Annotated in this window: 23 protein-coding genes and 1 pseudogene; 18 read left to right on the top strand and 6 right to left on the bottom strand. The window is 45.0% G+C overall.

Going from position 1 to position 24,439, the window contains the following annotated elements; all coding sequences use genetic code 11:
- Window positions 1-57 precede the first annotated feature (57 nt).
- The 7 genes from R7F64_RS10260 to R7F64_RS10230 all read left to right on the top strand — a co-directional run bounded on the left by R7F64_RS10260 (window position 58) and on the right by R7F64_RS10230 (window position 7,105).
- The gene (locus R7F64_RS10260; RefSeq protein WP_054729623.1) at window positions 58-2,151 is read left to right on the top strand and encodes a TonB-dependent siderophore receptor; all 2,094 of its coding nucleotides are present in this window, start codon (window positions 58-60) and stop codon (window positions 2,149-2,151) included.
- A gap of 74 nt (window positions 2,152-2,225) precedes the next feature.
- Complete coding sequence (locus R7F64_RS10255; RefSeq protein WP_005374260.1) at window positions 2,226-2,993, top strand: DUF3450 domain-containing protein; 768 nt, start codon at window positions 2,226-2,228, stop codon at window positions 2,991-2,993.
- Window positions 2,994-4,361, top strand: coding sequence for a MotA/TolQ/ExbB proton channel family protein (locus R7F64_RS10250; RefSeq protein ID WP_042523423.1), 1,368 nt, complete (start codon window positions 2,994-2,996; stop codon window positions 4,359-4,361).
- Window positions 4,361-4,915 carry a MotA/TolQ/ExbB proton channel family protein gene (locus tag R7F64_RS10245; RefSeq protein ID WP_017819708.1) on the top strand — a complete coding sequence of 185 codons (555 nt, stop codon included), beginning with the start codon at window positions 4,361-4,363 and terminating at the stop codon, window positions 4,913-4,915. Before R7F64_RS10250 ends, R7F64_RS10245 begins: the two co-directional genes overlap by 1 nt.
- Window positions 4,912-5,316, top strand: a complete 405-nt coding sequence (locus tag R7F64_RS10240; RefSeq protein ID WP_005374257.1) for an ExbD/TolR family protein — start codon at window positions 4,912-4,914, stop codon at window positions 5,314-5,316. Before R7F64_RS10245 ends, R7F64_RS10240 begins: the two co-directional genes overlap by 4 nt.
- Complete coding sequence (locus R7F64_RS10235) at window positions 5,316-5,936, top strand: energy transducer TonB (RefSeq protein WP_005374256.1); 621 nt, start codon at window positions 5,316-5,318, stop codon at window positions 5,934-5,936. The genes R7F64_RS10240 and R7F64_RS10235 overlap by 1 nt, the downstream gene beginning before the upstream one ends.
- Window positions 5,933-7,105, top strand: a complete 1,173-nt coding sequence (locus R7F64_RS10230) for a tetratricopeptide repeat protein (RefSeq protein ID WP_005374255.1) — start codon at window positions 5,933-5,935, stop codon at window positions 7,103-7,105. The genes R7F64_RS10235 and R7F64_RS10230 overlap by 4 nt, the downstream gene beginning before the upstream one ends.
- Window positions 7,106-7,172: 67 nt before the next feature.
- Here the strand turns inward: R7F64_RS10230 and R7F64_RS10225 are convergent, their stop codons facing one another.
- Window positions 7,173-7,661, bottom strand: a complete 489-nt coding sequence (locus R7F64_RS10225; protein WP_054576197.1) for a hypothetical protein — start codon at window positions 7,659-7,661, stop codon at window positions 7,173-7,175.
- Between the two features lie 729 nt (window positions 7,662-8,390).
- Here R7F64_RS10225 and R7F64_RS10220 point away from each other — a divergent pair.
- The 10 genes and pseudogenes from R7F64_RS10220 to R7F64_RS10175 form a co-directional block, all read left to right on the top strand.
- A pseudogene (locus tag R7F64_RS10220) lies at window positions 8,391-8,792 on the top strand (PepSY-associated TM helix domain-containing protein); the annotation flags it as partial.
- On the top strand, window positions 8,785-9,324 hold the full coding sequence (locus tag R7F64_RS10215) for a DUF2271 domain-containing protein (protein ID WP_053349400.1): 540 nt from the start codon (window positions 8,785-8,787) through the stop codon (window positions 9,322-9,324). The pseudogene R7F64_RS10220 and the gene R7F64_RS10215, both read left to right, overlap by 8 nt.
- A gap of 15 nt (window positions 9,325-9,339) precedes the next feature.
- Window positions 9,340-10,170: a DUF4198 domain-containing protein gene (locus tag R7F64_RS10210; protein ID WP_203345257.1), complete on the top strand. Its 831-nt coding sequence runs from the start codon at window positions 9,340-9,342 to the stop codon at window positions 10,168-10,170.
- A gap of 42 nt (window positions 10,171-10,212) precedes the next feature.
- Window positions 10,213-10,533: a hypothetical protein gene (locus R7F64_RS10205; protein ID WP_005374251.1), complete on the top strand. Its 321-nt coding sequence runs from the start codon at window positions 10,213-10,215 to the stop codon at window positions 10,531-10,533.
- Complete coding sequence (locus tag R7F64_RS10200; protein ID WP_054729635.1) at window positions 10,530-11,081, top strand: DUF6162 family protein; 552 nt, start codon at window positions 10,530-10,532, stop codon at window positions 11,079-11,081. Before R7F64_RS10205 ends, R7F64_RS10200 begins: the two co-directional genes overlap by 4 nt.
- Before the next feature lie 22 nt (window positions 11,082-11,103).
- Complete coding sequence (locus tag R7F64_RS10195) at window positions 11,104-12,030, top strand: metal ABC transporter solute-binding protein, Zn/Mn family (RefSeq protein WP_005374249.1); 927 nt, start codon at window positions 11,104-11,106, stop codon at window positions 12,028-12,030.
- Complete coding sequence (locus R7F64_RS10190; protein WP_025768067.1) at window positions 12,030-12,758, top strand: metal ABC transporter ATP-binding protein; 729 nt, start codon at window positions 12,030-12,032, stop codon at window positions 12,756-12,758. The genes R7F64_RS10195 and R7F64_RS10190 overlap by 1 nt, the downstream gene beginning before the upstream one ends.
- Window positions 12,758-13,633 (top strand): metal ABC transporter permease, encoded by an 876-nt coding sequence (locus R7F64_RS10185; RefSeq protein ID WP_005393560.1) that lies wholly within the window; start codon window positions 12,758-12,760, stop codon window positions 13,631-13,633. The genes R7F64_RS10190 and R7F64_RS10185 overlap by 1 nt, the downstream gene beginning before the upstream one ends.
- A gap of 22 nt (window positions 13,634-13,655) precedes the next feature.
- Window positions 13,656-14,525 carry a metal ABC transporter solute-binding protein, Zn/Mn family gene (locus tag R7F64_RS10180; RefSeq protein ID WP_053304671.1) on the top strand — a complete coding sequence of 290 codons (870 nt, stop codon included), beginning with the start codon at window positions 13,656-13,658 and terminating at the stop codon, window positions 14,523-14,525.
- Window positions 14,526-14,740: 215 nt separating this feature from the next.
- A complete protein-coding gene (locus tag R7F64_RS10175; protein ID WP_017635534.1) occupies window positions 14,741-15,736 on the top strand; it encodes a porin in 996 nt (331 codons plus the stop codon).
- 217 nt (window positions 15,737-15,953) lie between these two features.
- On the opposite strand, the gene R7F64_RS10170 is transcribed toward R7F64_RS10175, so the two are convergent.
- The 4 genes from R7F64_RS10170 to speA form a co-directional block, all read right to left on the bottom strand.
- Complete coding sequence (locus R7F64_RS10170; RefSeq protein WP_318071658.1) at window positions 15,954-18,119, bottom strand: S9 family peptidase; 2,166 nt, start codon at window positions 18,117-18,119, stop codon at window positions 15,954-15,956.
- A gap of 311 nt (window positions 18,120-18,430) precedes the next feature.
- Window positions 18,431-19,636 carry a multidrug efflux MFS transporter EmrD gene (emrD, locus tag R7F64_RS10165; protein ID WP_005374234.1) on the bottom strand — a complete coding sequence of 402 codons (1,206 nt, stop codon included), beginning with the start codon at window positions 19,634-19,636 and terminating at the stop codon, window positions 18,431-18,433.
- A 409-nt stretch (window positions 19,637-20,045) separates the two neighbouring features.
- Window positions 20,046-20,966 carry an agmatinase gene (speB, locus tag R7F64_RS10160; protein ID WP_005374233.1) on the bottom strand — a complete coding sequence of 307 codons (921 nt, stop codon included), beginning with the start codon at window positions 20,964-20,966 and terminating at the stop codon, window positions 20,046-20,048.
- A gap of 1 nt (window position 20,967) precedes the next feature.
- On the bottom strand, window positions 20,968-22,878 hold the full coding sequence (gene speA / locus R7F64_RS10155; RefSeq protein ID WP_033906546.1) for an arginine decarboxylase: 1,911 nt from the start codon (window positions 22,876-22,878) through the stop codon (window positions 20,968-20,970).
- Between the two features lie 323 nt (window positions 22,879-23,201).
- On the opposite strand from speA, the gene R7F64_RS10150 reads away from it, so the two are divergent.
- A complete protein-coding gene (locus R7F64_RS10150) occupies window positions 23,202-23,927 on the top strand; it encodes an MBL fold metallo-hydrolase (RefSeq protein ID WP_053304689.1) in 726 nt (241 codons plus the stop codon).
- 66 nt (window positions 23,928-23,993) lie between these two features.
- Here the strand turns inward: R7F64_RS10150 and R7F64_RS10145 are convergent, their stop codons facing one another.
- A complete protein-coding gene (locus tag R7F64_RS10145) occupies window positions 23,994-24,422 on the bottom strand; it encodes an ATP-dependent zinc protease (protein WP_005384193.1) in 429 nt (142 codons plus the stop codon).
- Window positions 24,423-24,439 lie beyond the last annotated feature (17 nt).

The raw sequence follows: 24,439 nt of genomic DNA, 5'->3' as shown, positions 1-24,439 counted from the left end.
AGGGAATCGCATTCAACAAGTATGTGACCCGAAAAATAATAATCGGAGTGAAAGGATATGTTTACTAAGAGCCATTTGGCGTTAGTGATCGGTGCAGTGTTAGCAACACCTGCAGTGGCGGAAGTTCAAACAGACGAACATGTAGTTGTAGAAGGTCGAGAGTTCGGCTACAAGGCAGATACAAACAGTACAGCAATGCGCATGGAAATGACGCAGCTGGAAACGCCGGGACAAGTAGCGGTTATCGATGAAACGGTAATTGATGAGCAGCGTGCAAGTACACTTGGTGAAGTGCTACGTAACGATGCAAGTGTTAGCGCGGGTGGTACAAGCCGTAACCGCGAACGTTTCTCTCTACGTGGTTTTGAACTTAGCAGTTCAGACGGTTTTCTTCGTGATGGTCGTCAACACTGGTCACACTACCGTCAGCCAATTGAGCTTTTAGAGCGTGTTGAAGTGCTTAAAGGTCCATCAGGTCTGCTATACGGTAAATCTGAGCCGGGTGGTTTGGTAAACATGGTTTCGAAAAAACCAACAACTCAAACACAAGCAAGTTTGAGTCAAGATCTAGGTTCGAATGATCACTCACGCACTGTGCTTGATGTGAGTGGCGCGCTAAATGATGCAGAGACACTGCGAGCGCGCGCAATTTTTGCCAAAGAAAGCTACGGCTCTTGGCGCAGGTACGGTGATGGCACTGAGCCTAAAACAGATCGTACGGTAGCTGGCCTAGTGGTTGAGTACGATATCACCGACAACTTTATGGTATCGGCTCATTACGATCGCACGAAAGACGACGGTAGCGTGGACTCTGGCGCATACATTGTTGATGGCAAAGCGGTTCGCGGTGATAAGTACATTTGGGATGCGCAGTGGTCTGAAATTGATAACGAAGTAGAAAACTACGGTGTCGATATTAATGCGCAAGTCACGGATAACGTGAACGTAAAAGCAGGTTACAACCGCCAAGACTTTAAGCGTTTTGATGTAGAGTCTTACCCTAAGTTTGATCAGTATGAAGAGTTAAATACGATTAAGCATCGAGGCAACGATCGCTCCGATAATTGGGTATTTGATACTGCATATATAGATGTGACGACGGACTTTACTTTGTTCGGTACGGAAAACACGTTGTTAGTGGGCGCTAACTACTTAGATTACAGTTATGATCGCTTTATGGCATTTCATAATGAGGCGAGTATTGCGCCAGGAGAAACGGTGCCTAAGCCTAGCTATAGTAGTTCGAGGAAATCACCAACAGCTGAGTACGATACTTGGGGTATCTACGCGCAAAATATGATGACGATTAATGATTACTGGCAAGTGCTTGCAGGTGTTCGTTATGACGAAAAGCGTGATGATGAACTGACCGAAAACCAAGTTTCTCCAAAGTTAGGTGTGATATTCCACCCATCGACGAATGGCTCGGTTTACGTTCAGTATTCTGAAAGCTTCATGCCTCAAGGTGAAGTCAGCAACGGTAGTCGTACCTACATCAATGAAGGTGAGAAACTCGACGCTGAGCGTGGTATCTCTTATGAAATCGGTACGAAGTGGGAACTGTTTGATCAGCGTTTATTTGTATCTGGTGCTGTGTTTGATATCACGTTAGAGAACATCTCGCTGGATGTTGAAAGCGGCAAAGACGCGGGCGGCAATCTCCTACACAAGAAAACGCAAGGTGGTGAGCAAGTTCACAAAGGCGCTGAGTTAATGGCTCAAGGTTTTGTGACCCCAGAGTTGTCGCTAACCGCTTCTGCAATGTATTTGGATGCAGAGCTTAAGAAGGCAGAAAGATATGAAGGTAACCGCCCTGTAGACGTGCCAGAGTTCTCGGCAAGTCTATGGTCTAGCTACAAGGTTCAAGACAACACTAACTTAAACCTTGGTTTGATTTATGAAGGTGATCGCTACGGTGATGCAAAGAACACCTTCAAGAAAGATGGCTACGCTCGCGTTGATATGGGCGTGTCATACAAACATAAGTACGATGAAAACTTGGATATTATTGCTCGATTCAATGTCGAGAATTTATTCGATACCGACTACTTCGCAGGTGGTGGTAGCACGAATGGCGAGCAAAAAGGTGCGAGTGGGGTTGTGGTTGGAGAAGGCCGCAACTACATGGCAACAATCCAGTTCAAGTACTGATAACAATTTGATTATTAAAGGGGAAGGGTAGTCTTCCCCTTTGGTCGTTTTTGGAACACAGAAATATAACTCGTATGAATCTAATGAAATCAAGTATCGCTCTGTTGATATCATCGGTTTTGATTCCCGCTCACGCGGCGAACTTAAACGATGCACAAGCTGTGCAGAGTAAAACAAACCAGTCGTCGGCGGTAAGCCAAAAACGTATTGATGCAAGCGCAGAAAAATCACTTACTCTAGAAGCTGAAATTGAGCAGCTGCAAGAGGAAGTCGGTAACTTGAAGATTTATCGCGATCATCTTGCAAGCCTTGTTGAAAGTCAAAATCAAGAAGTTGATAGCTTGAACGAGCAAATTGAGCAGATTGCTCAAACTCGTCAAGGTGTCGTGCCTTTGATGTATCACATGCTTGAGGGCTTAAAAGTGCTCGTCGCTAACGACAAGCCTATACGCAAAGCGCAACGTGAGGAGCGAATTGCAAAGCTGGATTCCATGATGACGCGTGCAGACGTTGCGGATGCAGAGAAGTTTCGTCGTATTTTAGAAGCGTACCAAATTGAAATGGATTACGGCACCAAGCTTGGCGTTTACCAAGGCAAGATTAACCTAGGTGACAATGAAGCTGTGGAGGCGGACATTCTCTATTTAGGGCGTTTGTCTTTGGTAGCGCGTAGCTTATCTGGTGACACATTTTGGAGCTGGTCACAGCAACAACAAGCATGGCAACAAGTGGGTTCTGAGCAAAAATCAGAGCTAGACAAAGCGTTCGCTATGGCGAATAAACAGATCGCGCCGAGCATGTTAACTCTACCAGTGTCGTTAACCGCTGCGGAGGGCAAATAAATGATGAAAAAATGGTTATCGGTTGCATTAATCTCGACAGCCGCATTAATGCCTTATACAACTTTTGCTAGTGATGCGTTGTTACAAAAGGCGCAGCAAGAAAATCGTCAACAGCAATCGCACAATGTCGCGCGTGAATCAGGTTTTAAGCAAACAGAGCAAGACCTACAGGCTATAAAGAATAAATTGGTGGCAGAGCGTGCTGCTCTTCAAGCAGAGGCGGACTCATTAAGTGTTACCTTCGGTGAAAATGAAGCAGAACTGGCACAGCTAGAAGAAAAGTTGCGTCTAGAAACCGGGAGCCTAGGTGAGTTATTTGGCGTCGTTCGCCAGAACGCAAAAGAGCTAGAGTCTGAGCTAAAAAGCTCAGTAACCGGTGTAGATGCAAACTCATATCAGAAAGATATCGATGCTATTGTTGCGGCTAAATCACTGCCAACGTTGACCCAACTTCAGGCGATGTGGCGCAGCATGGAAGAACAAATCAAAGCAAGCGGTGAAATGGCAAACGTCTCTTTCACACTGCTAAATGGCGAGGGTCGTGAACAAACGGTTAGTGGTGTTCGTCTTGGTTCTATGGCGCTGCTGGATGACACTGGCTACGTTAAGTGGAATGGTCAACGCGGAGATGCGGTAAACTATCTTCGTCAGCCTGAAAGCGGTCCAACAGCGAATACTATTTCCTCTGGTGACATTGATGCGCTTGTCATAGATCCGTCACGTGGCATTCTTCTTGAGCAGCTCGCAAACTCACCGACTTTGGCTGATCGCCTAAATGCGGGTGGCGTTGTCGGCAAAATCATCCTTGGTTTATTGGCTATCGGCCTATTGATTGCGCTCGTACGTGGTGCATCTCTGATGATTTCGCGCCAGAAAATCATGAAGCAACTGAAAACCCCAGCGCAGCCAGGAAACAACCCTTTGGGTCGCGTGCTTGCGGTATACCAGAAAGACAAGCATCGCAGCGTAGAAGCGTTAGAACTACGTCTTTTGGAAGCCGTTGTTGATGAGCAAACCCACCTAGAAAAAGGGTTGTCGATGCTTAAGCTTCTTGCTGCTCTAGCTCCTATGCTTGGCCTACTAGGCACGGTAACGGGTATGATCGAAACCTTCCAAGTCATCACTCAATTTGGTAATGGTGATCCGAAAGTAATGGCGGGTGGCATTTCGATGGCACTTGTGACTACCGTACTTGGCCTTGTTTCAGCCATGCCTTTGCTATTAGCGCACAACGTATTGAGCTCTCAAGCAGAAAATATTCGCAGTATCTTAGAAAAACAAGGCATCGGTTTAGTTGCAGAACAAGCTGAGCGTGATATGCCGAATAACAAAAGTCACTCTAACACCTTAGCGGAGAACGCAGCGTAATGGAGCAGATCCTACTCAGCACATTGGGTTTGATCAGTGAGGATTGGGCCACAACCTTGATGAGCTTTATGCAGCAAGGTGGTCAAATCCTATGGTGGCTGGCCGCCGTCGTGGCGGTGTGCTGGCTGTTGGTTATGGAGCGAGTTATTTATCTCACAACGGTTTTCCCTGGGGTAAAAAAACAGCTTTGTGAGCAGTGGCACGCAAGATCAGAGCACCACTCTTGGTACGCGCATCAAATCCGTGAAGGATGGATTGCAAAAGCGCAAATCGAACTACGCCAAAACCTATCGACTATTAAGCTACTTGTGGCGGTTTGCCCAATGCTAGGGTTGTTAGGGACGGTGACAGGCATGATTACGGTGTTTGACGTAATGGCATCGCAAGGCAGCAGCAATCCGAAATTGATGGCTTCTGGTATCTCACTTGCTACGCTGCCAACCATGGCAGGTATGGTAGCAGCGCTTGCGGGCATGTTTATTCATGCTCGCCTTAGCAAAGTGTGTGAACGAAAAGCTATCCAGTTAGAACAATCTTTAAGGAGTCAAAAGTGAGACTCGGACGCAGACCTAACCAACAAGATGAAGCTCAAGTCGATTTAACCTCGATGCTTGATATCGTCTTCATCATGTTGATCTTCTTCATTGTGACCAGTTCGTTTGTACGTGAATCCGGTGTAGAAGTGAATCGCCCCCAGGCTTCTAATGTAGTAAGTCAAAAAGACGCGGGCATTTTTATCGCAGTAACGGCAGCGAATGATGTGTACATTGACAAACGAGTGGTTGATATTGAGCGTGTTGAGGCCTCTATTGAGCACCTGTTACTTGATCAACCTGATGCCTCGTTAGTTATCCAAGCTGACGAGCATGCTTACAATGGCACTGTCGTGAAAGTGATGGACGCTGCAAAGGCGGCGGGTGTGAAGAACATTGCATTGGCGGCGGAGAAACCTTAATGGGCAGGCTGTTACTTGCACTACCAGCATCACTGTTAATTTCTGTGAGCTTGTTTAGCTTTATGGCGTGGATGGTTGATAAAGGCAACCAGCGTGCACCAGAAGCTTCAGAAGCCGTTCGTTTTGATATGGTGATGGTAGAGAATGAAGCAGACGTGCAGCGTCGTCAACGTTCAGTGCCGGAGCAACCAGAACCACCTCAAGCGCCGGAGCCAATGGATCTGTCTCAAGCTGACACTCAAATGGAACCAATGAGTCAGATGACGCCAGTCAGTGCTTTAGGTTTAAACACAGCCCTTGAAGGCATCGCGATTAGCGCTCCAAACTTGAAGGGAACAATGGGCAACCAGCAAGCACTGCCGTTGTATCGTGTTGATCCTCGTTATCCAAGTAAGGCGCTGAAACGTAGAGTGGAAGGTTATGTCATTATGCGTTTCACGATCGATGCAACTGGACGACCAAAAGATATTGAAGTGATCGAGGCTGAGCCCGAGCGCATGTTTGAAAGGGAAGCAATCCGTGCGCTTAAAAAATGGAAGTATCAGCCAAAAGTTGAGGATGGTGTGTCAATTGAGCAGTTCGGACAAACCGCTAAAGTGGAGTTCAAGTTAGCCAAATGATGAAAAAATTCTTAATCGGTACGGTATTAAGCCTGAGTGCACTCTCAACCATTGCCAGTGAGTTAAGCCAATACACCGCAGCGAGAGTTCAACGAGCACACAACTTGGCTCAAGAGGAGAAACTAAAAGAAGCGATTTCATCTCTTGAAGCTATGGAGCTTTCTCGTGGATATGACCAAGCTTATGTCGCTCGAATGTTGGGTATTTTTTACTGGCAGAACGAGCAAACTCAAGCGGCGATTAAGCAACTTGAGTTGGCAGTCAATAGTGGTTTGCTACAAGATGAGCAAGCATGGCAAACCCGAAAAATGTTGGCTGATATACTGCTGAACGAGCAACGTTTTTCTAAGGCTTTACCTCATTACTATGCCTTGAGCAAAAACATTCCTAAAGGTCAAAAAGCGCATGAACTATGGCTGCGTATTTCCCAATCTCATTATCAACTGAGTCAGTGGCAAAAAGTGCTTTCAGCAATGGCTCGTTATGAGAAGTTTGGTCAGCCAGACAAGCTTGGCGCATTGTCGATAAAGCTTTCTGCTGAGCTAGAACTGAAAAAGTGGAAGCCGGCAATCTCGACCATCAAACGCTTAATAGTGATTGAACCTGAGCGAATTGAATGGTGGCGTCAGCTTGTTGCTCTATATCTACGGGTTGATGACAACAAACGTGCCCTAGACTCTTTGGCGTTGGCAAAACTGAAAGGGTTACAACTTAGCCAAGATGACTTAAAGCTGCTGGCACAATTGTACGCGAAACGAGGTATTCCTGAGAGAGCTGCATTGGTGATGAACGAGCTAGAGGATGTAAACTCGAATAGTAAGCTAAAAGCTCAGCAAGCAACGTATTGGCAAATGGCAAAAGAGTGGGAAGAGTCTATTGATAGCTGGCGTATTGCAGCTCAGCTAGATAGGCAGTATTACTGGAACTATTCTCAACTGCTGGTGCAAGAAGGCCATTATAAAGATGCCATTGCCGCGCTCGATAATGTCAGAGGTCGTAAAGCGGATGTTGCACTTATCAAAACTCGCGCTTACTACAAACTTAAGCGGTTTGACGATGCGCTCGCTAATGCCAAAAGAGCGAATGAGATTAAGCCATCGAATCAGGCAAAAAGTTGGGTTAAGTATCTATCTCAGCTACGCAAAGTAGAATCGACGCAGAACTCATAGCGAACATTTTTATTAAATACCCGAGCTCAGTCTCGGGTATTTTTTTGTCTAAAGTCATAAAGGCTATTTACTGCATGAGTTTTTCATAAAAGGCTAACGCATCAAATGGTCGGGAGAAAAAGGGTTTTTTCTCTATATATTCTTGATGTACTTTGCTCAGTGTTTCAAACTTTTCTATAGATGTAGGTTCGATATGAAAAGTAAGGCTTTCAGTCGATTCTACAAGCTTTAATGTTGAGGTTCTTGAAGCGTTATTTTTTGCTATTAATAAGTGATATGCTAGTTCTTGTTTCTCTTTTAAGACACAAGCTTCAAAAGCTTTTTCGCTTAAAAAAGGCAGAACAGGAGTTAATGCTTCTATATGGTTCTTTGAATACTCTAGGATTTTTTTGTCAGGCGTATTCTGTTTTGCCATAGATTCACACTGCTTTATCTTAGCACCATAATTATCAATAGATTGGCTTACATTTTTAAATAAACTGTCTTCAAATTTTGCATTTGCTAAAGCGACACTTGAGAAAAATGATAAGAGTATTATTACAGCGTTCTTGTTCATATTTTACATCCATCTGAGATCGCTTTCCAAAATCTATATTGCTTGCTATCGTGTACATGATCAAGTGCTTGGAAAGTGGCGATTTTTTCGATTTCTCTCAGCTTGATCTGATCTAAGGCACTATATGATTTGAAGTAATACTCCCAATTAGCTTGTGATATACTCCAAGCAGTTTGGCTTGCATCAGAAGAAATTCCTCTTCCTAATCCAATGCTAACATTTTTAGCGGTTTCCCATCCTGGTTTGGCGGGAATAGCAGTAATTGCTTTAGATAGGCCACTACTCGCTGTCCCCTTCAGGGAGTTTCCTCCAAAAATACTCCAAAGGTTACCCTAGCTAATAAATACTTTGGCCGATCTCTCTAATTCATGTAATTCATTTATTCTATCGATAGCTTTCAAACTCTTTTCATCAAATACAATACCGATGATCGCAGGACATTTATTCATGTTTTACACCGAAAGTAATTAGGTTAAAAGAACATAGTAACCTACGTTTATATGAGATCTATGTCATTTTTGCGAACTGAGGAAGTGGTTTAACTTTTAGTTATTTTAATTGAGATGATTATTATCTAAAAGGTAGGCAATCGGTAACTCGCATTGGGCCAAATAGCTAAAACATGTGCAAGCCAAGCTGAATTGAAAAAGTAAACAATGTAAATTAAATGCCAATACGAATGATTATCACCTAAATTATGCCCCACATTTATTGGTGATGATTGTTTCTATGTTGCTTAAAAGCAAAGGTGTTCAAACTTGGGCTCGCCGCCTACATATCTATATTTCGATGGCTCTTCTCTTAGTTACGCTGTTTTTTGCAGTAACTGGTATTACCCTCAATCGCCCCGAATTGTTTGAACGCAGTGAACCTATCATTCAACAACATACTCTGACGGTTCCGCACTCAGTTCTATTCTCACATTCAGATACCTTTCAACCTAATCGTGAAGAACTGGTGGCTTTCTTGACTAAAGAAACCGAGCTTCGCGGCACTCCTTCCGCACTAGATGTGTATACCGAAGTTGAGCAAGGTGAGTTGTTACTCGGAGAGCTTTCTATGGATTTTAAAGGCCCGGGTTATAACGCTACGGTCTTTATTGATATGACTACTGGTGCGGCTGATGTTGAACACAGGAAGATTTTTCCGCCGTAATCACTTTTGTAAAGCCGCTTTGATCGCGGCTTTTGCTCCTTTCTCTCTTTCCGCGGCGCCTATACCAGATAACGCGAAGGTCGACTTCGAACTCGAACTTCCAAAGATAGATACCTCAATGTATGCACGCCCTTATGTGGCGGTTTGGGTTGAAAACGATCAGCGTAAACCGGTTAAAACCATTCAGTTATGGGTAGGGAAAGACGAATGGTTAAAAGATCTACGCAGCTGGTGGAGAAAAGCGGGTCGTTATGATCGTGAACTTGTTGATGCGGTGACTTCTGCAACACGTCCTGCTGGTCAATACCGCTTTGTCTGGGATGGAACCAATGACGCAGGGAAGCGTTTGGAACAAGGAAATTACACGTTGTACGTCGAGGTCGTTCGTGAACACGGTGGGCGAAACTACTTACGTCAAAAAATAACGCTAGCGGACAGTGACGTGCGCTATGAGCTTAAACCAACACAAGAGACGGGTGTCATCACCGTCAATTATCAAGTTAAGTGATTAAAGGACACAACAATGAAAACCAAAATGAAAACAGTGGCATTGGCGAGTGTAATGGCAATGGGATTGGCTGTAACCACCACCGCACAAGCACATCCACGTTGGGTTCTGCCCTCTCACTTTACGGTTTCTAAAGAAGGCGGTGACTGGCTGACATTTGATGTTACTGCCTCTCACGGAACGTTTGTTTTTGATAAGCCTGCGGGTAGTGACCAGGCATTTGTGGTGATGCCGGATGGCCGCTCTGAGCGTCCTAACTTTGTTGTTCGTGGCAAGCGTCGCTCTATGTTTGATTTCTTTTTTACAGAAGAAGGCACGCACAAAGTTGCGATTAATAATCAGCCGAGCTACTACACACAATACAAAGCGGGCCGTCGTGATACGGTGAAATGGGCGCGAGCAAGCAAAGCTGAGCGTGGTGATGTGCTTCCCGAGCAAGCGCGTGATGTGGTTACTCAACTAAGTTACACCCGAGCAGAAAGCTACATTACGGTTGGTATGCCAACGGACAAAGCGTTGGAGATTGAAGGCAAAATGCTGGAGATGAAACCGATCACGCATCCATCGGACATCATTGAAGGTGAGCCTGTGACTTTCCAGTTTTTCTTTAACGGAGAGCCACAAGAGGGCGTTACTGCTGAGATTACACGTGAAGGGACCATGTACCGAAACCATCAAGAACAAATCGATGTGGTGAGCGATAAAGATGGCAAAGTGATCTTCACGCCAGAAGTCGCCGGGCGCTACTTAATGAAAGCGAACTACAAAGGTGAATTGAAAGATAATCCATTGGCGGATAAAGCGAGTGCCAATGTTCACCTTACGTTTGAAACTCAACTTAACTAATCGAATTAGGCTCAGCAATTGCTGGGCCATTTTGGAATTATCATGAATAACACTTCTCTTCTAAAAGCGGTTTTGCTTTTTTCTGGATTTGCGTCCTTTCACGCTGCTGCACATTTTCCTCTGATGAGCTGTCACTTGGCGCAAGATAAAGTGATTTGTGAAGCGGGCTACTCGGATGGATCGACAGCGGTCGACTACGATGTCGAAATGTACGATTACGACGACAATCTGATCGCCAAAGAAAAAACAGATAAGCGTTCCATCGCAGAATTTACTCACCCTGAAACAGATTTCTATTTGGTATTTGATGCCGGACATGAAAGCCCGGTGGAAGTGGATATCGTTGAGCTGAAAGAGAAATGAGTGTAAAGAAAGTTCGCCCTGATGATGGTAACCGAGAAGGAAAGTGGGTCGCACTGACAATCGCAGCGATTCTCAGTTCAGCAGCCATACTTATGCCCTACCATCAGGTCGCGACTGAAAAGCCAGACATGCAGTCTCATCAAGTGTTAATCACGGATTTACATCAAAACGAGTTGGGGTTGATCGCTGAACTTAAGCTCGCTCATGAAGAGATTCGTGATTTGCAGTTAGATACCGGAACTTGGCCTGAGATATCTGATATGGAGGCTCTTTGGATTGCTCCTTTCGTGAAAGACCAAAACTGGAAGCGTAAAGGTTCTCATCAGTGGCAACGAATTGATGACGGTGTCTACATTGGCGTGAAGACCAGTGCCCAAGGCTCTGCTTCCATGCTGTTGGATAGCCGCAGTTCTCTAGCTGATATTTGGTTTAATGATTCTAGCCGTTCGTTAAATGTGGAGGGACTAAGCGATCTAGCTAAACGCCACGATTTCGGCTGGAAACAAATCATTCTGTCAGACTCTTCTTCCCACTCTCACGCCCATTAAGACAACATAATTGATAAGTACTATGATCAAACGCTCTCTTTTACGTCGTATTCTTACAGCCACCGCGTTATTGACGGTGTCTTCTACTGGCTTTGCTGCCGATAAACTCAGTATTGGTATTACGCTTCAACCTTATTACAGCTATGTTAAAGCCGTTGTTGGTGAGAAGGCGGACATCGTTCCTTTGGTTGATGCTGGTTTTAATCCTCACAACTATTTGCCACAACCTAATGATCTTAAGCGCTTAAATGAAATGGACGTAATAGTGATCAATGGTATTGGTCATGACGATTTTGCACTGAAAGTGATCAAGGCTTCTCAGCGTGATGATCTCGTGGTTATCGAAGCGAACAAAGAAGTGCCTTTATTGCCCGCTATGGGGCAGTCTGTTGGTCAAGGAGCAGTGAACCCTCACACCTTTGTCGGTCTATCAACAACCATTCAAAAGGTTTACACCATCGCGAGTGAGCTAAGCCAATTGGACCCAGACAATGCTACGTTCTATCGCCAAAATGCTCGTAAATACGCGAAAACATTTCGCCTGATGAAGCGTGATGCAATGTTGTCTCTTGGTGAGTTGGACACGGCTGGTATGAAGGTGGCGACAACCCACAATGCTTACGGATATATCCTTCAGGAGTTTGGTGTTGACGTTGCCGCTGTCATTGAGCCTGCTCATGGTGTTGAACCAAGTGCAAGTCAGCTACAGGAAACGATAGAGAAAATTCGTGAATCGGGCATTGATGTGCTGTTTTATGAGCTCAATATGCCGAATCGCTTTGTTGATACCATCGAAGAGGCGACTGGGGTGCAGCTTTATCGCTTTTCTCACATGACTCACGGTGAGTATGAGGCTGATAAAGTCGAGGTTGAGATGCGAGATAATGTGGAAACACTAATCGAAGCCATGAAATTTGTGGCGAGTAAGCGAGCAGGGGAAAAGGCGTAATGACTGGACCTTCCGTTTCCTTAAGTAACGTGGGCCTAAAATACGCCGACAATATCATTTTGCAGAACATCAGCGCCGAATTCGAGAACGCGAAATGTCACGTGATTATGGGACCGAACGGCGGTGGTAAAACCTCTTTGCTTCGTTCGGTACTTGGACTCACGCCATTTTCGGGAAACATAGCGCTCAATTGGCCAGAACCATCAGCTGCATCGGGGAAGATAGGGTATGTGCCACAAAAAGCGATGTTTGAAGCAAGCCTCCCGTTAACCGTGATGGATTTTGTACTGCTTAACCAAACTCGTATCCCTCTATTTTGGCGACGTAAAACGAAACAAACTCAACATGCCCTGGCCCAGCTGGATCGCGTGGGTATGGCAACGCGTTGCGATCGTCGTATGGGGCAACTCTCTGGCGGTGAGCAACAGCGTGTTTTGTTTGCGCAAGCTTTACTGGATGAGCCCAATTTATTGGTTTTAGACGAACCTACAACTGGCATGGATGAGCAAGGTGTTCGATATCTTGAAGGTTTGATTCATGAAGTCGTTGGAGAAGGCAAAACGGTACTGGCAGTGCACCATGACGTGACCGCAGTGCGCCGTTTAGATGCGCAGGTCCATGTTGTAAATCGTCAAATTGTGGCGTCAGGGCACCATTCAGATGTGCTAAGTCCTGATCGTATAGAAACATTATTCAAGCACTACACAGCAAAAGTGGAGGCTGCATAATGGATTGGTTGCGAGAGTTAGCGGTTAGCGGCGTTGAAGCTGGATGGTTAAGCGATAGCTTTTCTTATGCTTTCATGGTGAACGCAATTGTGGCAGCGCTGATATTAGGGCCATTACTTGGTGGTCTTGGTACATTAGTCATCGCCAAGCGACTGGCTTTTTTCTCTGAAGCAGTAGGGCACGCTGCGCTTACCGGAATCGCGATTGGTGTGTTGCTCGGTGAGCCGCCAGAGAATCCGATCATCGGATTGTTTAGCTTTTGTATGATTTTTGCGCTGTTACTTCACTTTGTTCGTAATCGTACGAATGTACCTTACGACACACTGGTTGGGGTTTTTCTTGCACTAGCGTTAGCGGTTGGTGCTGCGCTGTTAATGTACGTTGCTCGCAAGATCAACATTCACATGTTGGAGAACGTGTTGTTTGGCTCGATCTTGACTGTGACGGACAACGATATCCTTATTTTAGCGATCAGTTGTTTGATCATATTACTGCTTCTTATTCCAACGTTTAACCGCATTTTGCTAACTTGTATCAGCCCGGATATTGCACGTGTACGCGGCTTTAATACCAGCTTTTATGATTACTTATTTGTCATGATGATCACCTTGGTCACCATCGCCGCGGTAAAGATTATTGGCGCGGTATTGGTTGGTGCATTGCTACTGATTCCTGGTGCAACGGCTCGGTTATTGACTAAACGCATGGGCAGTTTTGTTCTCCTTTCTTCTTTATTGGCAACCATTGCGTGTTTAGTAGGAACCATACTGCCAATGGAGCTTGAGCTACCAGTGCCATCAGGCGCATCCATCATCATTGTTTCTGCGGCATTTTTCCTAACAGCAACGGTTTACCGAATTATCCAAAAAGCGTAACCATTTTTATAAAGTAATGAACATGAAGATAAAAAAATTAGCGATAACTTTTGGTTTGGTTATAGCGACAACACTTCCATCGTTGGCAAGCGCCAAAGACATTTTAACCAGCACTCCCGTCACGTACATGTTGTCTGAGCAACTCATGAAAGGTACAGGGATAGAGACTCAGTATCTGCCTCCAAAGCGTTACGGCGTTGAGCGTCTTGAAAACTGGTTCGCAAATAAAGGTACAGAGCAAGTTAAGCAAGCGGGTCAAGTCGCGACGGTTGCTATTACTCTTGGTGCGATTTGGAAACAAGACCCGACTTATGTTTACGCTCGACAGGGCAACATTCACTTGATTGAAATCGATGCATCGCAGGCCATTTCTCCTAGAGCTCAAGGAGTTGCAGTACTGACATTGGAAAACGGGTCAACATCGAAGTACGCATGGCTGAACCCTACAAACTTAATCCGAATGGCGGGCATTGTTGGAGAGGATCTACAGCGTGTATATCCTGAACACCAAAAGGCGATTCAAACGAATCAACAGGCTCTTATGCTCAATGTGCGTGAACTGATCAACCAACAACAGGCAGAGATCTTCGATAAAGGCATCGATTCAGTGGTACTGATGAGTGAGTCATTAGAGGACTTTGCCTCTGGCAACCAATTGTTTGTGGTTGGGCGCGAATTTAAGCCGGAGCTCGAGTGGACAGAAGAAGACAAATTATCTTTAAAAGCTCAGTTTGAACAAGATAAAACGCTATGGTTAGTGACGGATAAACGACCGTCGAAAACCTTGACATCGCTTATTAAACCGAGCCGCATACTGCAAATTGATGTTATTGACCGCTGGGGCAGTAAGGGTATCAAAACTGAGAAGCCACTCGCACGTTGGGAGATGTGACACGTAAAAAGCCACAGATTTTATGATGGGGAATGAAAAGTTCCCTATTTTTTTGTGATACAGTTCAAAATGTGAGCATTAATACCACTGGTTGCATAAGAAAGTGTTTGTTTCATTTCTATTTCATTACTACTTTGTTATGTGTTCGTTGCGATTGATTCGGATTTAATCTGTTTCTAAGCGAACCGGTACAAACAACTATACGGATGTTAACAATGAAAATGAAAACTCTAGCCGTTGCAGTGGCGGCACTAGCATGTGGTTCACAGGCCTTCGCAGCAGAAGTTTACAACAGCGATGGTACATCTTTATCGATCGGCGGTCACGTTTCAGTTGGCGTGGGTGAGTATTTCGAAGAAGATGTAAAAGTTCACCAAGTGTCTCCGCGTATTAACGTTGCGGGTAAGAAAGACATTGGCAACGGTATTACTATCGACGCTAAAGGTGAATGGGCGCTTAACTACCTAAATGGTGGTGAACAGTCATTCAAAACTCGTCTAGGTTACATCGGTGCTACTCATGAGCAGTTTGGCCGTTTAGTAGCAGGTACTCAATGGTCACCTTACTACGATGTCGCTGGCGTTGCGGATCTACCAATCGCGTTTGCGAACGACTTTTTGTACGACAACCACGGCAACCTAGGCTCAGCTCGTGCTGATAAAATGCTTAGCTACCGTAAAGGTTTTGAATTTGGTGAAGGTTTTGCTTTCAACCTAGGTCTAGGTTGGCAAGGTGAGCAAACTTCAGATGCAACAACATACGAGCAACGTGGTCAAGTTGCATTGAGCGGTTCTGTAGCTGGCTTTGGTCTAGGCTACGTATACAGCGGCGGTGATGTTAAAAACGCGACTCTAGGTACTAAGAACGCTGAATCACACCTATTCTCTGTAAACTACGGTCAGTACGGTTCAGGTCTATACGCAGCAGTAGTATACGGTATGAACGAGTACTTCTACCAAATGCGTAAAGACACTTCTCAACTTGAAGCTCTTTTGGCATACGGCGTAAACGATTGGACATTCAGCGTTAACTACGAAGGCGTAGAAGACGAAGAAGACAATAAGACAGTTTCAAGCGAAACTGCGCTACAAGCAGAGTACGCTGTAACTCCTGCTTTCGTAACGTTTGCAGCTTACCAGTTTGATCTAGGTAACGACTACAACAATGAAGAGAACGACTACTGGACTCTAGGTGCTCGTTACTACTTCTAATAAATAGGCCAGTTTCTACTGCCTAAACACATTTATTGTGTTAACGCCTACTCGTTGTGAGTAGGCGTTTTTCTTTCTGCTTTCCGTTGGCTATAAGAGACACTGGTAGTTCTGTGCTTAGGTAACCCAACTCTTTGTTTAGAGAGTGCGTCTATAAAAATGCCCGCAATTTGCGGGCATTTTTGTTGTTAGAAGAGATGCAGTTCGATTAATACGCTTATTTTTTATCGAGTAAATCGATGAAGAACGCATACTCTAACGCATCTTCTTTTAAGCGCTTAAATCGACCAGATGCGCCGCCGTGTCCGGCTTCCATATCGGTTTTGAACAACAAGACGTTATCGTCTGTCTTCATTTCACGAAGTTTGGCGACCCACTTCATTGGTTCAAAGTACTGTACTTGAGAGTCGTGCAAGCCAGTCGTTACCAACATGTTCGGGTAGTTTTGCGCCTTGATGTTGTCGTAAGGCGAGTAACTCAACATATAGTCATAGTATGTTTTGTTATTTGGGTTACCCCATTCATCATACTCATTGGTGGTTAATGGAATCGATTCATCGAGCATGGTGGTTACCACGTCCACAAACGGAACATGTGCACCGATACCGCGGTACAGTTCTGGTGCTTGGTTGATGATAGCCCCCATTAAGAGGCCTCCTGCAGAGCCACCAACAGCGAAGACTTTATCTTTCGCGCCGTAGCCTTGTTCAACCAAACCTTTAGTCACATCAACAAAGTCGTTGAATGTGTTTTGCTTGGTTAGTTTTTTACCGTCTTCATACCAAGGGCGGCCAAGCATTTCAGATCCACGAATATGAGCAATGGCGTAAACAAAGCCGCGATCCAATAGACTCAAACGTGTCGAGCGGAAAGTTGGCTCAATGGTTGCGCCATAAGATCCATAACCATATTGGTAGAGTGGATTCGTACCATCTTTCTTAAATAAGTCTTTACGATACACCAAAGAAACGGGTACTTCTTTACCGTCACGGGCTGTGACCATGATGCGTTCTGATTGGTAATTGTCAGGATTAAAATCACCAAGTACAGGTGTTTGCTTCATGATTTCTGACCCGCCCGTTTTTAGATCGAAATCGTAGTAGGTTCCTGGAGTGGTTAAACTGCTGTAATAAATACGAACTTTCTCGTTATCCAGCTCTAGGTTACCTGTCAAATAGGCAGCAAACGCATCGTCATTAAATGTGAGGGGGAGTTCTTTTCCTGTTGAAAGCTGACGTACAGTGACGCTTGCTAGGCCGTTAGAGCGCTGCTCATAGACGATGTGATCATCGAATAACTCGAAGTCGACAAGTTGAGTGTTGTCGTCTGCGGCAATCACATCTTGCCATTTAGAGCGGTCATGCATGTCATTTTGATGAACTTTCATCAAACGGAAGTTGACGGCTTGATAGTTAGTATAAATGTAGTACCAATCGCCTAGCTTAGAAATACTGTATTCAATGCCATCTTCACGAGGATAGAACGGTTTCGCCTTTGCTTTAGGGTTGTTGGCATCAATGATAGAGACCCCACTGGTTTCTGTACTCGAATGCCAGATATAAATATCTTCGCCATCTTTGCTTTTGCTTAGTGAGGTGTAATAGGCGCTGTCGGTTTCCTCAAAAATCAGCTCATCGCTGCTTTGTGGTGTGCCCAATACATGACGATAAACTTGGTAGCCCAATAAGGTCTGTGGATCTTTTTTGATGTAGTAAAAGGCGTTGTTATCGTTCTGCCATGCGACAGCGCTTGAGGCCCCTTCGATTTCATCTTGTAGGTAATTGCCTGTTGTCAGATCTTTGATCTTAAGGGTGTACACGCGGCGGCTTAATGTGTCTTCGCCATACGCCAATAAGTTTTCATTCGGACTAACGTATAGGCCGCCGATACTGAAAAATTCATGTTCTTTTGCTAGTTCATTGACATCTAAAATGATTTGTTTGTCTTTGCCTGCAAAGTCTTTAGCTCGCAAATGGACTTCGTACTCGTTATCTCCGGTCACTTCACTGGAGTAGAAGTAGTTGCCTTTACGAACAGGTACTGAGTTGTCGTCTTTTGCGATACGCCCTTTAATTTCTTCAAATAGCGTATCTTGAAGTGTTTCAGTGTGCTTTAGAACGGTTTCTGCGTACTGATTTTCTTTCTCTAGGTGCTGTAAAATTTCAGGGTCTTTACGTTCGTCGTCACGCATCCAGTAGTAGTTATCAACGCGGTTATCGCCATGAATAGTCATCGCGTGAGGGATTTTTTTCGCAACCGGAGCTTGAGTTTGTTGAGCAACGATCTGTGTTTGGGAGTATTGAGTCATGCTAGGAATTCCTTGATTGCTGCATCCGGCGACAAGCGCGACCGAGACGGCCAACGTAGTTAAAGTGAAACGCATCTGATTTTATCCTTATTGTACACCCAAGTGGCCTCATCCTGAGGGCTGGGCTTTCATTTTGTTAGTGGTTTTCAGTTGTCCATTCTTTGTTATGGGGTATACCGAAAAAGTGAGAATCCTCAATATTTCCGAGTTGGATACTCAATTTGAAGGGAGCTGAAAACACATTGTGTAAGCAGCTGTTATTTTTAACAAATATCAATTCGAAAGTTAAATCATTCTCATCGGGAAATCGATATAGTGTGATATGAAAAAAGGGACACACTTGTTGAGTGTGTCCCTTTTGGATTTTGAAAGTAAGCTGATAATGATCAGATAACTTGCGGTACTTCGTTTGAGTGATTGTGTGCTCGATTCACCCACATTAACCCAAGCATTGCAATTACCGACATTGCCATCATCAAAATGCCCAAAGGCATCTGGTTATGCGCTGGAAATAGTGACGCGAGCAAAGTTGCGACACCTGCCCCCAAGTTTTGCATGCCACCCAATGTCGCGCCTGCTGTTCCTGCATGGTATGGGAATGGCGCAATCGCTCCAGTTGTTGCTGCTGGGAAGAGAATGCCCGCACCCAAAAAGTACACGGTTGCGCCTCCAACTAGCGTTAATGCCGTGGTTAAACCAAACAAGCCTGGGATGAGCACAATAGCAGAGCCTACAAAAATAGAGACCAAGCCTACGTTTAAAGCACGACGCTCAGAGCGACGTCTTGCGATGTAGCTAGATAAGCCTGCGCCCACCAAGTAACCTGGGATCGGCAATATAAACAGCAAACTTACCGTTGTTGCAGGTAATTCTAATACCCCACCCAACAACACCCCAGCCGCTGCTTCGAATACACCCACACCAGCGAATGTTGCAACCAGGCAAATCAAAAAGCCTTGAAAGCGACGGTCAGACAAAACGTGTTTGTAGCTTTTGGCTACTGGTTCGAATTTGCGTTTCTCTTTTGGTAGCGTCTCCATCATGCTTGTCATCATGGTGATCACAACCGCGATAGCAAATAGCGCTAAGAACAAGTAGCTCGACCGCCATCCGAAAGCTTCTGTTAGGTAACCGCCTAATACTGGTGCCATTAATGGTGAGAAAATCACACACATGCTAATTAAGCTGTTTGCTCTGTGTAGATCAGAGCCTTCAAAGCAATCGCGAGTCAGAGTGCGTGACATCGCACCGCCGCAGCCAATACCTAAGCCTTGGATAAAGCTACCAATCAAGAACCATTCAAATTGATGTGCAAATAATGCTACCAGTGTACCCGCGATGTAGATAAGCAGCCCGACGATGATGATCGGTTTGCGTCCCAAGCGGTCCGATAGTGTGCCATACGCAAATTGCGACAAGCCATATGGGATTAGGTAACAAGCCATCACAGCTTGAAGTGATGACGCAGATACCAAAAACTCGCCCGCCATATGACCGATTGAAGGCACGTACATTGTCTGGGTCATTTGACCCACGGCAGTCAATATAGCGATTAAAAAGGTAAGTTTCGCTAATGGAAACGAAGCAGACATTTGCGTATCTCTCCAAAAAATTTAAGACGTAAAAACCCTTAGCGCTCTTTTACAGAGTGCCAACTGAATTCTTGTGTTGCGGGGGTATTTGCGCGAGATAATAGTGCTTGCTTGTATAATTAGCAATCGAAAAGTGTGAAGTTGAGCAAGATAAAAATCTATGATTTAAATTAGAAAAACTAATCCGATTTTGTTTTCAAAAAGAGATGCATTTCTTTGTCTAATTAAGTTAAATCTTTTACTTTTCGTGAATAGAATGAGCCTTATAGGTAACTGGTTTTAATGGTTAAAGTGCAAAAATAAAGCGTCTGATCGGTTGATCTGAGTTCAAGATGAAACGAGTGAATAAAAGGTAGAGGAAGGCATCAGAAAGAAAAGGGAGCCGAAGCTCCCTTAGAAATGATTATGTCTATTCGCGCTCAGATGCGTATGCGTAAAGCATTTCTAGTGCGATGGTTGCTCCCGCTAGTGCGGTAACATCACTGTGGTCGTATGGAGGCGATACTTCGACAACATCCATACCCACGATATTCATGCCGGCTAAACCACGAATAATTTTCAGCGCTTTGTCTGAGTTCAAGCCACCACAAACTGGTGTACCAGTTCCCGGTGCGAAGGCCGGGTCTAAGCAGTCGATGTCAAAAGTGACATATACTGGCTTGTCTGCGACGGTGCGACGAATTTCTTCTAGGATCTCGTTCACCGACATGTCATTCGCTTGCATCGCATTAATCACATTGAAGCCGTGATCTTGCTGTTTGTACTCCGTACGAATGCCGATTTGTATTGAGTTCTTTGCTGAGATCAAACCTTCTTTCGGCGCATGGTAGAACATCGTACCGTGGTCGTATGAACTGCCATTTGCATAGGTGTCCGTATGAGCATCAAAGTGAATCAAAGCCATTTGGCCATGATGCTTCGCATAGGCACGCAGGATAGGTAGCGTGATGAAGTGGTCACCGCCCAATCCCAACATGGTTTTACCACTTTTTAGAATTTCACTGGTTGCCGCTTCAAGGCGGTAAGTAAAATCTTCCGCATCACCGCAATCGAACACGAGATCACCTGCGTCGATCACTTTCAGTTTATCCAATACGTTGAAGCTCCACGGGAACTTCTTACCTTCCCATGCCAAGTTGACTGAGGCACGGCGAATTGCATCTGGACCCATACGCGCACCTGGACGACCAGATGTTGCCATGTCCAGAGGGACTCCCAACACCACAACGTCTGCGTCTGCCGATACCGGGTTACGAATGTACGGCAGACGTAAAAACGACATAGAGTTGGAGTAAAGCGAATAATCAGTTTTAGTAAACAAATCATTCATATCAGAAGTCCTCTAAATAGGTGTATCCTGCTAGACCTTGTTCTAGTTCTGCTAGGATTTGTGCTTGTTCATTGGCTTCAACTCGCTGTGAAACCAATTGTTTATAATTGTCACGAATCGCATCCACGTCGATATGAACGTAGCGCATCATGTCTTCTACACTATCACCTTCGTTGATGTAACTGATCTCAAATTGACCATGTTCATCAACATTGACTACAGCACTGTGGGTATCACCAAATAGGTTGTGCATGTCACCAAGGATTTCTTGGTATGCGCCTACTAGGAAAAAGCCCATTAGGTACGGTTTGTCTTTGCTCCAAGCTGGTACAGGTAGCGTGCTCTCGATGCCTTGACCATCAACGTAGTGATCGATCGCGCCATCAGAGTCACATGTGATGTCCAACATCACTGCACGACGCTCTTCCGCCTCGCCAAGACCAGAAAGTGGCAGAACAGGGAACACCTGATCAATACCCCAAGCATCTGGTAGAGATTGGAAGAGAGAGAAGTTCACGAAGAACTTATCCGCAAGACGTTCGCTCAACTCGTCCAGAATCGGACGGTGGAAGCGATTCTTAGTGCTCATCTTGCGGCTTAATTCGAAGTAAATGCGTAGTGACAATTGTTCTGCCCACGCACGTTGTTCCAAGTTAAGCACACCTGTAGCAAATTGAGAGTGCACTTCTGCCAAATCACTTTGGGTATCATTGTAAATCTCAATTAACGCACGAGCGTCTGTACCATCTTGCAAGTTTTCCCAGTTTCGCCACATGTTTTGTAGCAAAAGCGGAGCGTCATCATCAAGCTCATGTACTTCTTCCGGTAGGTACGACTCGGTACCAATTACGTTAGAAATCAACACAGCGTGGTGCGCTGTTAGCGAGCGACCCGATTCCGAAATGATCACTGGCATTGGTTGTTCGTATTGCAGACACACATCGCCCACTGTGTTGACGATATTACGTGCGTATTCTGCAAGGCCGTAGTTCATCGAATTCGATGATTGGCTGCGTGTGCCGTCATAATCCACTGCCAAGCCGCCGCCCACATCGAAGTACTCGATGTTTGCACCGAGTGCGCGTAGTTCGCAGTAGAAACGTGCAGACTCGTTCACACCATTGCGTACATCACGGATGTTTGCCATCTGTGAACCAAGGTGGAAGTGAACCAGTTGCATCGCGTCTAGGTTGCCTTCGCGTTTAAGACGTTCAATAACGCTAAGCACTTGCGATGCTGATAAACCAAACTTCGATTTTTCACCGCCACTTGCTTGCCATTTCCCTGCGCCTTGAGAGGCGAGGCGAATGCGTAAACCAAGGCGCGGTTTTACGCCCAAACTTTTCGCTTCTTCTAGTACCAGATCCAGCTCAGAAAGCTTCTCTAGTACGATGAATACCTTGTGACCCAGCTTTTCACCGATCAGTGCAAGACGCACATACTCACGGTCTTTGTAGCCATTACACACGATCACGGAGCTACCTTGTTGAGCCAATGCAAGTACCGCCAACAATTCTGGCTTGCTACCCGCTTCAAGACCAAGCTGCTTGGTTTCTAGTTGAGCTTGGCTCGCTAGAATTTCATCCACCACTTCACGTTGTTGGTTTACTTTAATTGGGTACACCAACAAGTATTTGTTTGGATATTGGTATTCTTCAATTGCTTGGTTGAATGCGTGGCAAATACCATGCACACGTTGGTGCACGATTTGCGGGAAGCGTACTAATACAGGCAGATTTAACTGCTTCGCTTCTAGCTCATTTACAATAGCGCTGAAAGGGATTTGATGTGCACGATCACTACGTGGTGATACATATACTTCGCCTTGGTCATCAATGCCGTAGAAACCTTGGCTCCAGTAGTGAACGTTGTAGTCCGCGCGGATGCGGTCTAATTTAGTTGCTTTTTCCAACTCGATTCTCACAAAAATGTACTTAACTCCTTAATTAATTAGAAGGAAAAGTACAAAAAAGCAAATCATGAGGCATTTACCTCATACCCTGACACGAACTCCGTGTGCGCGCATTAACGGATAAAAGGGCCCTTGAGTCTAATGATTAAAATCTATCATCTCGATTATGATTTGTTGTCGTCGCTACGTGTGAATATTTGTTTACCGAAGCGTCCATTCTGCTGTTATAGTTGGTCTGACCAGTAAGGGTTCGGTCATGAAGCATCTCACTAAAATAAGGACATATTTTGCAGCTGCACAGAATTCAGGGGTACATTCAGACCATGTATCTCGCCGAATATCCCGATAAATTATTGTTGCTTGATGGTGCCAGTCGAGCAGACATCCCTCATCTTAAAGACTTTATTGAACATCAACTCCATCGTCCTTTTTCTGACCTAAAGTTGGTTGTTGTGACCCACATGCATCCAGACCATGCTGGTGGTGCGCACAAACTACGTGATTTAACAGGATGCAAGCTATTGGCCGCAAAGCGAGAGAACCAGTGGTATAGCGGTGTAGACGGTTGGCTAATGCATTTGACCGATTTGATGTTAGCACGCTGGATGGCGAATCGGATGCGTAAACCAAAGCAAAACCTGTGGTATTCCCGCAAGTTAAAGCCAGATATTGAACTTATTGATGGAGAGTTTATTCCTGGATTTGATGATTGGCAGGTGCTAGAAACGCTAGGGCATACTGATCGAGATCTGTCGGTTTATCATTCTGAACAAGATGTGTTGTATGTGGCGGATTTAATGGTGCAGGTGAAAAAGCATCTGATTGCGCCGTTTCCCATATTTCATCCGAATCAATATCGGCAATCATTAAAGCGTGTGTTTGAGATGAATCCGCAATGTTTGCTTTTGGCACATGGGGGAGAGGTGACTTTGGATGAAAAAGCGTATCAGCACATTTTGAATACAGCGCCGACTAAGCCAATGACGCACTGGCGAGTGACAAAAGTTAAAGCGAAGGGATTGTTGTTTGCGTTATTTCGTAGGAAGTAGGCTAAGATAAAGCCAGACGAGTGATGCTCAACAAAAACGTTCGATCACTCATCTGAAGCTACGGGGTTAAGATGCCAATAAGTGAGATTGGCTAGGATCAACGAGCACTTTGTCTGCCATACCCTGACGACCTAACAACATCATGTAAGTCATTTTTTCACGGTTAGTCAACGTAATGTCGATTGGCCATTGTTGGTCGCCCATACGCAGCATCGTTGTGATCACGCAGCGGTGCTCAAAAGTACCGTTAGAAGATTTAACCTTACGGTTTGCTTTTAGTTTCGCTGTGCAGCGAACCACTTGTTCTAAATGGTATACATCTGGGTGCAAATCGAATGCAACATAAGACTGACCATCTTTTTCAAAGCAATCAATATTGTCTACATGTAATGAAGAGGTTTGAGCGCCTGTATCAATACGCGCTTCAAGGTGAGTAATCCCTAACTCTGGCAAGCAAATAGCTTCGGCATTCCCAATGATCATTTTCTGATTCATAGTGTCATCCTAGCGAC

The organism is Vibrio sp. Vb1980 (assembly GCF_033338615.1).
Lineage (GTDB): Bacteria > Pseudomonadota > Gammaproteobacteria > Enterobacterales > Vibrionaceae > Vibrio > Vibrio alginolyticus.
Note: the sequence above shows the minus strand (reverse complement) of the source record. Positions and strands in the feature narration are given on the sequence as shown.

Coding starts and splice junctions, on each gene's coding strand:
- R7F64_RS10260 (WP_054729623.1), top strand. CDS start 58: ATGTTTACTAAGAGCCATTTGGCGTTAGTGATCGGTGCAGTGTTAGCA.
- R7F64_RS10255 (WP_005374260.1), top strand. CDS start 2,226: ATGAATCTAATGAAATCAAGTATCGCTCTGTTGATATCATCGGTTTTG.
- R7F64_RS10250 (WP_042523423.1), top strand. CDS start 2,994: ATGATGAAAAAATGGTTATCGGTTGCATTAATCTCGACAGCCGCATTA.
- R7F64_RS10245 (WP_017819708.1), top strand. CDS start 4,361: ATGGAGCAGATCCTACTCAGCACATTGGGTTTGATCAGTGAGGATTGG.
- R7F64_RS10235 (WP_005374256.1), top strand. CDS start 5,316: ATGGGCAGGCTGTTACTTGCACTACCAGCATCACTGTTAATTTCTGTG.
- R7F64_RS10230 (WP_005374255.1), top strand. CDS start 5,933: ATGATGAAAAAATTCTTAATCGGTACGGTATTAAGCCTGAGTGCACTC.
- R7F64_RS10225 (WP_054576197.1), bottom strand. CDS start 7,661: ATGAACAAGAACGCTGTAATAATACTCTTATCATTTTTCTCAAGTGTC.
- R7F64_RS10215 (WP_053349400.1), top strand. CDS start 8,785: ATGTTGAACACAGGAAGATTTTTCCGCCGTAATCACTTTTGTAAAGCC.
- R7F64_RS10210 (WP_203345257.1), top strand. CDS start 9,340: ATGAAAACCAAAATGAAAACAGTGGCATTGGCGAGTGTAATGGCAATG.
- R7F64_RS10205 (WP_005374251.1), top strand. CDS start 10,213: ATGAATAACACTTCTCTTCTAAAAGCGGTTTTGCTTTTTTCTGGATTT.
- R7F64_RS10200 (WP_054729635.1), top strand. CDS start 10,530: ATGAGTGTAAAGAAAGTTCGCCCTGATGATGGTAACCGAGAAGGAAAG.
- R7F64_RS10195 (WP_005374249.1), top strand. CDS start 11,104: ATGATCAAACGCTCTCTTTTACGTCGTATTCTTACAGCCACCGCGTTA.
- R7F64_RS10190 (WP_025768067.1), top strand. CDS start 12,030: ATGACTGGACCTTCCGTTTCCTTAAGTAACGTGGGCCTAAAATACGCC.
- R7F64_RS10185 (WP_005393560.1), top strand. CDS start 12,758: ATGGATTGGTTGCGAGAGTTAGCGGTTAGCGGCGTTGAAGCTGGATGG.
- R7F64_RS10180 (WP_053304671.1), top strand. CDS start 13,656: ATGAAGATAAAAAAATTAGCGATAACTTTTGGTTTGGTTATAGCGACA.
- R7F64_RS10175 (WP_017635534.1), top strand. CDS start 14,741: ATGAAAATGAAAACTCTAGCCGTTGCAGTGGCGGCACTAGCATGTGGT.
- R7F64_RS10170 (WP_318071658.1), bottom strand. CDS start 18,119: ATGCGTTTCACTTTAACTACGTTGGCCGTCTCGGTCGCGCTTGTCGCC.
- emrD (WP_005374234.1), bottom strand. CDS start 19,636: ATGTCTGCTTCGTTTCCATTAGCGAAACTTACCTTTTTAATCGCTATA.
- speB (WP_005374233.1), bottom strand. CDS start 20,966: ATGAATGATTTGTTTACTAAAACTGATTATTCGCTTTACTCCAACTCT.
- R7F64_RS10150 (WP_053304689.1), top strand. CDS start 23,202: ATGTATCTCGCCGAATATCCCGATAAATTATTGTTGCTTGATGGTGCC.
- R7F64_RS10145 (WP_005384193.1), bottom strand. CDS start 24,422: ATGAATCAGAAAATGATCATTGGGAATGCCGAAGCTATTTGCTTGCCA.